The organism is Microcoleus sp. PH2017_09_SFU_O_A (assembly GCF_020738625.1).
Classification (GTDB): Bacteria; Cyanobacteriota; Cyanobacteriia; order Cyanobacteriales; family Microcoleaceae; genus Microcoleus.
Genome location: NZ_JAEQCF010000145.1, coordinates 1 through 7,208 on the forward strand (window position 1 = coordinate 1; position 7,208 = coordinate 7,208).

The window sequence follows — 7,208 nt, forward strand, 5'->3', positions numbered from 1 at the left end:
TTTACTATCAACGAATGACCATAACTCATCCATCTGAACATTCAAGCGCTTTTTTTCTTTGGGAGTCACTTCCACTTGCTTCTTAACAGCAGCCGCTTGGCTATTAACGTATCGCTGCACTGTATCTTCTGACACTTGAAGTACCCGAGCAATTCCTGCCTGAGAAATACGTTCAAGTAGCATCCGTGACATTAATTCTTTTTGTTCTTCTGTAATAGGCTGACCTGCTGGATTTAAAACAAATTGACGACCACATTCTCGGCATTTATAATGAAAGTTTATGATGCCGAGTTTGACCATTTCGACTAACTTCTTCTGAACCACAATTAGGGCAACAATGAATTTTTAATGTCAGATCATGCAATGGCAAACACTTATTTCTAATTATAACTTACTCTGATCCTTTCCTTCAGGGCACTACCGTGAAGGCGGGTTTGATGATAGAGTATCTTGGCGAACACTCAGATGAATATTGGAATGCTTTTCCAAACCTCATCGCCCAGGAAAAATTTAAAATACCAATGACTTACAGTATAACTGCTAGGAAGTTATAGCGATGGTTGTACTTGAATTAAATGCTGGTAAATCTGTATAACAATTCGGTTGCAGCGGCGAGCGAAACTTTTTTGTCTATCGTTCAAGTTAGTTGGTTGCCGCTGAACCGAACCGTTAGATAAAATTAAGATCGATCTTCTTTGGCTGGAGTGTCACTGTAACCGTGTAAACGTCTCTAGCTGACGATCTCCGATCGCCAGCAAAGATCTCAAATGGGTTCTATAGTATTCGAGGTATTTCTAAGACAACATAGTTGGCAATTTCACTGTGACGATCGATCCAATTTCCTCCCCCGACTCAATCCTAAACTCCCCATCGTGAGCTTCCACAATCCGTTTGACGATCGCCAAACCCAATCCCGTGCCACTGGCTTTGGTTGTAAAAAAAGGCTGTGTCAATCGTGGCAAAATATCGGCAGGAATTGGCGTACCATTATGAATTTGCAGACAAACGCGGTGATGTTCGGTTCGATCGAGCTTAGTGGTAATAACATCGCCGATATCTATTGCTTCGCAGGCATTAACGATCAAATTAATGATTACTTGCTTGAATTTATCTCGATCGACCAACACATAAATCGGTTCGATCGGGATAAATTCAAGCTGTTTTCCCAAAGCCGCAGGGATAGTTTGTAAGGTACTTAACGTTTCTAAGATGAAGCTATTTAGTTCCAGTCGAGATCGATCGAGTGTCTGGGGTTTGGAATAGAGTAAAATCTGGCTCAATAAGCGTTGCAGTCGATCGGCTTCGTCTAATGAGAGAGCTAGATACTCTTGAAATCGCTCGGAGAGTTGGAGTTTTTTAAAGGCATTTAAGCCCATCAAAATCGTAGTGAGAGGATTTCGTACCTCATGGACGATCGTGGCGGCTAGTTCGCCAATTTCGGCTAGTCTAGCTAACGCTTTTTCGGCTTGTTTAAGTAGAGTAATATCAGCCGCTACCGCTAATAAGCATGGTTCGTCCTCCAAGTAGATCGCCTCGGCAGAAAACAACGTCGGGAAAATCTCCCCCGATTTACGGCGAAACGAGATCTCTAGATTGCTGACGGTACCTTGTTGCTGCAACTGTTGGGCGATCGCGATTCGATCGGCTGGATTTGCCCACACCCCCAGTTCCAGGGTACTGCGTCCGAGCATTTCCTCGCGGTGATATCCCAGCATCCGCAAGCAACTATCATTGATTTCGATGTAGCAACCATCGTTGAGGGTGCTAATGGCGATCGCATCTGGAGAGGAGCGAAACGCTGTCGAGAACTTGGTTTCCGAAACTCGCAGGGCATCTTCTACTTGCAGACGTTCCATCTCCGCTGCCGCCCGTGCTGCAAAAATCTCTAGAATTGCCTGCGTGCGCTCGTTAGATTCCATCTCCTTGTCATCTAGTACCGCCAAATGTCCCAACAGATCGCCCATCGAAGTCAATAATGGAATGCCAGCATAACTCTGTGCTTCCATTGCCTCCAATTCATCCTTTTCTTCAGGAAATAAGCTCTGGATCTGGGCGGGGAAACACTGATAGCTATTACTACCAATAATCCGCTCGCAGGGCGTACCGTGCAGATCGTACTCGAACTCGTTGCCAAATTCATTTCCCTGCCAAAAGGCAAAACTCCGCACGCGAGTAGGTGGCGCATCCATACACTCGCTGATAAAGGCATAGCGGACATCGAGAGCTTGGGCGAGGGAACGGACAAGCGATCGAAAGAAGTCTACACCAGTTGCGGAAACGGTACCTTCAACGATCGATCTGAGGATTTGCTCGGATTTTTGGCGTTCTAAGATTTCGGATTGAAGTCTGTCGTTCGTTTGTGTCAATTCGATCGTGCGTTGCTGTACGCGCAATTCTAGTTGGTTATAGAGTTGGGCATTATCGAGAGAAATTGCTGCTTGAGTAGACAGAAACTGGATAACTTCTAATCGTTGGGGGGTAAAAATATCTGTCGTTAAATTATTTTCTAGATATAAAATACCCGCACGTTTACCCTGGTAAATCAGTGGGGTACAAAGGATTGATTTCGGCTGACGAGCGCGAATATAGGCATCTCGATCGAATCTAGAGTCTGTTACGGCTCGATTGAGGACGATGCTTTCCTGAGTGCTTGCAACATAATTGACTATCGCCAGCGAAACTAAATTTTTACCAGCTTCACTATCGAGGGAAATCGCTGGTAAAATCGATACGTTTTGGGGTTCGACAATTGCGGCAATTTCTAGTTCGCCATTACTTTGCAAGAGCAAACAGCCGCGCTGTGCGCCAGAGTTTTCGATCGCGATTGTCATCAATTTTGCTAACAATTTATCTAGCACAATTTCGCCAGCAAGTGCTTGAGATGCTTTCATTAGTGCTGCTAGATCGAGTGCTGCCGATCCGGTAGTGTTACTGGTAGAAGCAAGGTGATTCTTAGTAATAGTTGAGGTTTTGTCGAGTTCGGTAACTTTTTCTGCTATACTGCTAGTTCGATCGATTCGATCCACACACGCTTGCAAATCCACCAAAATAGCATCGGTAGTTTGATAGCGATCTACGGCATTTTTTGCCATCAACTTCATCACTAAATCGGACAGTGGCAGGGGAATTGCTGGATCGATTTGATGGAGTGGGAGTGGCTCTCTGGCAAGATGACAGTGGACGAGTTCTAACGCATCCGTCGTTTCAAATGGCAGTCGATAGCTTAATAATTCATAAAATGTCACACCTAATGAATAGAAGTCAGTTCGATAATCGATCGATCGATTCATTCGCCCTGTCTGCTCTGGGGAAATATACGCAAGAGTGCCTTCGAGCAAATTGGGATCGCGAACTAGGGGATTTTCTGGCGATAGTATGGTAGCGAGTCCAAAATCAACTATCTTCACCTGTCCCGTGGTGGGATTGAAGACGATATTAGATGGATTAATATCCTTGTGGATGATGTTGTGCTGATGAATTTCTCCTAAGATTGATGTTAGCCTAATTGCTAAATTCAGAAATCCTACTAGGTTAAATGTTCGCTCGACCAGCCACATTGGAAGAGATTTTCCACCGAAATCTTCGAGGACGATGACAGAATTTTCTGGATAAGTTTCTAGAGCGTAAGCTGTAACTACACCTTGAATATTTAAGCTTCGCAAAATATCGTATTCCAACTGGAATCGATCGATCTCTTGGGGTGACTGAGATTCTCGATTCGATATTTTGAGGATGACAGGCACGAGATCCGTACAGCGTCGCGCTCGGTACAGCACCGATCTAGAGCTTTCGTAGAATTTCTCAATCGCTTGGTAGCCAGGAAAGTCAATCATGGTGCTTGCTAAATTCCTTTGAATCCCATTTTGGATTCGATCGATTGTTCGAGATCGACAGCACCGACTCGTTGCCGACAATTGGCTTGCCGTTTAATGCCTACCTGACTCAAAAATACACCCATTGACACTCCCCGTCCTATAAGGACGGGGATTCTTTCGTCACCGGGAGCGCAACCGCTTTACCCTCGGAAAGCATCTTGACCGTATGTCCTACGGCTGCAAGTCCTCTAATTAAGACTACTTGTGCTGCTGCGACATCTCTATCTGTTTGATATCCGCAATGTCCGCATGAATGAACTCGCTCGGACAGTTCTTTCTTGTCGGTTTCTGTGAGGCAATTCGGGCAAATCTGGCTGGTTTTTCTAGCATCTACCTTGAGAAAAAATACCCCGCGCTTCAAGCAGCATTGTTCAAGAATCTGGAAGAACTGCCCCCATCCCGCATCTAAACAATGTTTGCCGAGAATACCGCGAGCCAATCCTACCAAGTTTAAATTCTCAACAAACATTGAACCTGCACTGTCGCACAACTCATGAGCTAACTTCCAATAATAATCCTTGCGGATACTCGCAATTTTTTCATGCAGATTACTCACTTTTACTTGCGCTTTTTTTCGGTTTTTTGACCCTTTTACTTTTCTTGATACTCGCTATTGCAGCAATTTAAGCTTGCGTTGGAGCGTCTTAAAAGGTCGTGGATTTGGGTAGGTTTTCCCGCTAGAAGTTGCTAGAAAGTGAAGAATTCCGACATCAATTCCAAGGAATGAACCGTGGGGCATTGCCTGCGGTACACTGACATCCCATTGCAAGGTTAGCATTACAAACCAGCCAGAAGCTCGTCTGACGATTCTAGCTTGTTTGACTGTTGCACCGCTTGGAATGGGGCGAGATTGACGAAATTTAACACTGCCTATAACAGGCAATTTTACCGTTGAGTTTTCAATCGCCCCAACACCCATCTGCGGGAACACGAAGGAACGCATAGCCCCGACTTTTTTATAGCGGGGAAATCCGTGTCCTTGTTCCCACATACTGACAAACGCTTTTTCTAAGAGACGTAAAGTTTGTTGCAGCACCTGCGATTGAACTTGCTTTAGTTGGTGGCTGCTTTTTCGATACGCAGTTAGCGCTTTACATTGGCTTGAATAGGTCGGTCTGGGTGTATCCGCTGGAATAATGTATTCCGAGTGAAGGGAACAAGCGTCAATCCGACAACTGCGAGATTTGTACCAGTCTTTACGCTCTCTCAAAGCATAGTTGTAGACACGGCGACATTGCTCCAACCAATCCTCAAAGATGGGAACTTGTGACGTTGTTGGTTTTAGCTTAAACTCATACGCCAGATTAAACAGTTGCATCACCTCCTTGCTGCATTATACATTCCTTTTACAATCCGTCAAGACACTTTGTAAAGCCGTCCTCAAAGGACGGGGCTTTAAACCCATTTTTCTGGTAAACAGAGTTTCTCATGAGAAAATGATAAGTAATTGGTAGGATAATTTCTTGAATTTCTCAGCTAATGTTTAGATCAAAATCATTTATGGCTAGGATGTCAGCGCAATAATGATAAAATAAGAATAGTGACACTCAATTTCGGTTGAAAATACTGCACCACAAGGTTTTCCAATGCAACCGATCGATAGATTTAGAGCGAAGCTCCAGAAAATCAAGCAGCAACATTTCGATCCGGCATCGTTGCAATTTCGGCTCACCGTAGAAATCTCGCTGCTGTCAATTCTGGGCTTGAGCAGCGTCGCGGTGTGGACGAGCTGGAAAATGCAGCAGCTTTTGATTACCACACATACTCAGCAAGTGGAGTATATTGCTACTCGGTTTCCCCGCGATGTCGAACTCTATAGCGAGATGTTGCCAGTTGCCACGGGGCTGCAAAAAACGATCGATAATGTCTCGGTGCCCGGATTGGCAATTTGGGTCAAAAGTACCGATGGTAAGCAGCTTCTGGCGCAATCGAGTCAAGTGAGCGATGAAGTGATGTCGATCGCCGATATGCCGCTCAAACCCCAGGTGTACCCAGTGGGCGATCGCTATCTAATTTTGTATCGGGGGGCAGTCACAGCGCGGAACAATCCCCTGGGCAAGGTCTATATGGCACAGGATGTCACATCAGAACAAAACCAACTCATTGCCGCCATCCAGGGGCTAGCTGCCGTCTGCTGTTTGGCAACCATCGCCACCATCTTTGCGATCGCCTTGCGCATTCGCCAATCGCTTCAACCGTTGCAAGAAATAAGCCAGATTGCTGGGGCGATTTCGGCAGCAGATTTGAACAAAGCCCAGTTGCAACTCACTCAGGCTCCGAGTGAAGTCAAGGAATTGGCTCAAACTTTTAATATGATGCTGGCACGGCTGGCGGATGCTTTGGAAAATCAGCGTCAGTTCGTCGGCAATGTCTCCCATGAGTTACGCACACCGTTAACGGTGGTAGTGGGTTATTTGCAAAGCGTCCTCCGCCGCAGTACCAATTTAAACGATTACCAGCAAGAAGCCCTCTCTACAGCGGCATCAGAAGCCGAGCGCACGGTGCAACTGCTTCAGGATTTGTTGAACTTAGCGCGAGCCGATAGTGGATATGCACACTACCATCTCGAACGTTTGTCACTCAATGATGTGGTAGCAGAAATCGCCCATATGACGGAGAAATATAGCGATCGAACGATCCGTGTCGAGGCGACAGCCAGTATCGAAGCAATTGCCGATCGAGACAGGCTTCAACAGGTATTAATCAATTTAATCGATAATGCGGTGAAGTATTCAGCAGCAGAGCAACCGATTATCTTGAGTATCGATCGTTTTGACGGACAGGCAATGATTCGGGTACGCGATCGGGGGGTGGGGATTCCGCTTCAGGATCAAAGTCGGATTTTTGAACGTTTTTATCGGGTAGATGAAGCGCGGACTCGCTTGCCACAGGCTGGGATTCAAGTAGCTAGTGACGGACATGGATTGGGTTTGGCGATCGTCAAAACGTTGGTAGAAGGGATGGGTGGGAGTATCTCGGTGCGATCGAAGTTGGGTAAAGGTAGTGAGTTTACGATCGTTTTACCGACGTAAGTTTCGATTGCAAATATGTCGGTGTTTAGGCTCAGATAATGGGTTAGGAACTGTAACTTAATTTATGGACAAAGCTACCCATCCTTGACTATTTGGGTAGCTTTTTGAGCAAATTGTGGCCGCGCGAGACTATTTGCCCGTAGTTCAATTTGTTTTTGCCCCCGTGCCATTGGATTACAGATGCGGGCGTCTTGCGTCAGATAAATCTGCATTTGGACTGATTATAATTTTTTACCTGCCATGTTGACGCTCGCAGGAACTCGTATATAATACAAAGCACAATACATTTACTCATGTCGAG

General features: G+C 45.6%; 2 protein-coding genes and 2 pseudogenes. 1 reads left to right on the forward strand and 3 read right to left on the reverse strand.

Translation table 11 applies throughout. From position 1 onward, the window contains the following. The 3 genes and pseudogenes from JGK16_RS31540 to JGK16_RS31550 all read right to left on the reverse strand — a co-directional run. Positions 1-300, reverse strand: a pseudogene (locus tag JGK16_RS31540) (IS1 family transposase); the annotation flags it as partial. 494 nt (positions 301-794) lie between these two features. Then, a complete protein-coding gene (locus JGK16_RS31545) occupies positions 795-3,833 on the reverse strand; it encodes a GAF domain-containing protein (RefSeq protein ID WP_293193834.1) in 3,039 nt (1,012 codons plus the stop codon). Positions 3,834-3,972: 139 nt separating this feature from the next. Next, positions 3,973-5,193: pseudogene (locus JGK16_RS31550) on the reverse strand (transposase). Between the two features lie 268 nt (positions 5,194-5,461). On the opposite strand from JGK16_RS31550, the gene JGK16_RS31555 reads away from it, so the two are divergent. Beyond that, positions 5,462-6,907: an ATP-binding protein gene (locus JGK16_RS31555; protein ID WP_293193833.1), complete on the forward strand. Its 1,446-nt coding sequence runs from the start codon at positions 5,462-5,464 to the stop codon at positions 6,905-6,907. Positions 6,908-7,208: the final 301 nt, after the last annotated feature.

Coding starts and splice junctions, on each gene's coding strand:
- JGK16_RS31545 (WP_293193834.1), bottom strand. CDS start 3,833: ATGATTGACTTTCCTGGCTACCAAGCGATTGAGAAATTCTACGAAAGC.
- JGK16_RS31555 (WP_293193833.1), top strand. CDS start 5,462: ATGCAACCGATCGATAGATTTAGAGCGAAGCTCCAGAAAATCAAGCAG.